Raw genomic sequence first — 235 nt, 5'->3', positions numbered from 1 at the left:
CGCCAACGGCGAAGCCGACGTGCTCGTCGCGCTCTACCACGACGGCGCCGGAGCAGGCACCCCCGACGGCGCCACCCTCGATCAGGAGACCGCCGCCGGCGGCGCGTTCGCGCAGATCGTCACGGACACCGCACCCTCCGTGGACGCCATCTTCACCGGCCACACCCACAAGACCTACGCCTGGTCCGCACCCATCCCCGGCACCGACCGCACCCGCCCCGTCGTCCAGACCGGC

1 protein-coding gene is annotated in these 235 nt (G+C 73.6%); it reads left to right on the top strand.

From position 1 onward, the window contains the following. A partial coding sequence (locus WFI00_RS17765) for a hypothetical protein (RefSeq protein ID WP_336633689.1) occupies positions 1-235 on the top strand: 235 nt, incomplete at both ends.

Origin of the sequence: Microbacterium sp. MMO-56, assembly GCF_037146215.1 — a bacterium.
Lineage (GTDB): Bacteria > Actinomycetota > Actinomycetes > Actinomycetales > Microbacteriaceae > Microbacterium.
This window is presented reverse-complemented; position numbering and strand designations above follow the sequence as displayed.